The 1,682-nt window shown below is 59.4% G+C and carries 1 protein-coding gene; it reads right to left on the reverse strand.

From position 1 onward, the window contains the following. Nucleotides 1-113 precede the first annotated feature (113 nt). Nucleotides 114-1,490, reverse strand: a complete 1,377-nt coding sequence (locus AC1DLB_RS29300; protein WP_477786218.1) for a glutamine synthetase family protein — start codon at nt 1,488-1,490, stop codon at nt 114-116. Between the last annotated feature and the right edge of the window lie 192 nt (nt 1,491-1,682).

The raw sequence follows: 1,682 nt of genomic DNA on the forward strand, positions 1-1,682 counted from the left end.
GCTTGCTCCCGCTGGACTGCGCAGCAGTCCCCTTCTTTTCAGGTAGAAGGAGGGGTCGCTTCGCGACCTAGCGGGAGCAAGCTCCCTCGCCACAGGTTTAGTGTCAGCCCCCGTTAAACCGTGTGCAGGTACCAGTTGTACTCRAGGTCKGARATGGAGTKYTCGAACTCSKCCAGCTCGCTTTCCTTGCACGCCACGAACACGTCGATGTACAGCGGGTCGATGTAGCGCGCCATGACTTCGCTGTCGTCCAGYTCRCGCARTGCRTCGCGCAGGTTGTTCGGCAGGCTTTGCTCGTTCTGCTCGTAGCTRTTGCCTTCAACCGGGGCGCCCGGCTCGATTTCGTTGGTCAAGCCGTGGTGAATGCCGGCCAGTACCGAGGCCATCAGCAGGTACGGGTTGGCATCGGCACCGGCGACACGATGCTCGATGCGCACGGCATCCGCCGAACCGGTGGGTACGCGCACCGCCACGGTACGGTTGTCGATGCCCCAGCTTGGCGAGTTCGGTACGTAGAACTGCGCGCCGAAACGTCGGTAGGAGTTGACGTTCGGGCAGAGGAACGCCATCTGCGCCGGCAGGGTCTCGAGCACACCGCCGATCGCATGTCGCAGCGCGGCGTTCTGCTCGGGATCCTCGCTGGCGAAGATGTTGTTGCCTTGCTTGTCGAGAATCGAAATGTGCACGTGCAACCCGTTGCCCGCCTGACCCGGATATGGCTTGGCCATAAACGTGGTGTCCATCTCGTGGTCGTAGGCGATGTTCTTCACCAGACGCTTGAGCAGCACCGCGTAGTCGCAAGCCTTTATAGGGTCGGAGACGTGATGCAGGTTGACTTCGAATTGCGCCGGGGCGCTTTCCTTGACGATCGCGTCAGCCGGGATGCCCTGCTCTTTCGCGCCCTCGAGGATGTCTTGCAGGCAGTCGACGTATTCGTCCAGATCGTCGATYAGGTACACCTGCGTCGAGTGCGGACGCTTGCCCGACACCGGCGAGCGTGGCGACTGCGGACGACCGTTCACGTTGTCCTGGTCGATCAGGTAGAACTCCAGTTCGAACGCCGCGCAAATGGTCAGGCCCATGTCATCGAACTTGCTCACCACCTGACGCAGCACTTCGCGCGGGTCAGCAAAGAACGGCTGGCCTTCGAGCTCGTGCATGGTCATCAGCAACTGCGCGGTCGGGCGCTTCTGCCAGGGTTCGATGCTGAGGGTATCGGGGATGGGATAGCAGATGCGATCCGAGTCGCCGATGTCCAGACCCAGGCCGGTGCTTTCCACCGTGGAACCGTTGATGTCCAGGGCAAACAGCGACGCCGGCAGGTTGATGCCTTTTTCGTAGACCTTGTGGAGACTGGTGCGCTCGATGCGCTTGCCGCGCACCACGCCGTTCATATCCGCAATCAGAAGGTCGACGTACAAAACCTCAGGATGTTGCTTAAGGAATGCGTTTGCTTCGTTGAGTTGAACGGCACGCAGAGGGACCGACATGATGCACCTATTAGCTGTTAATTATTATGTTCACTTCACTTGCGAGAGCCAGTCAACCCGAACGGCAAAGTGAAGTCAATAGCGAACACATGGCCTTTCAGCCTTTATTTTCTGGCCTTTTTTGGGCGCCAGAGTGCCATATCAGGCTTGCACACCGCGCAGACCCTCAGCATCGGACGTTCGGCGTTTAGA

The organism is Pseudomonas sp. 05N434, from assembly GCF_056396965.1.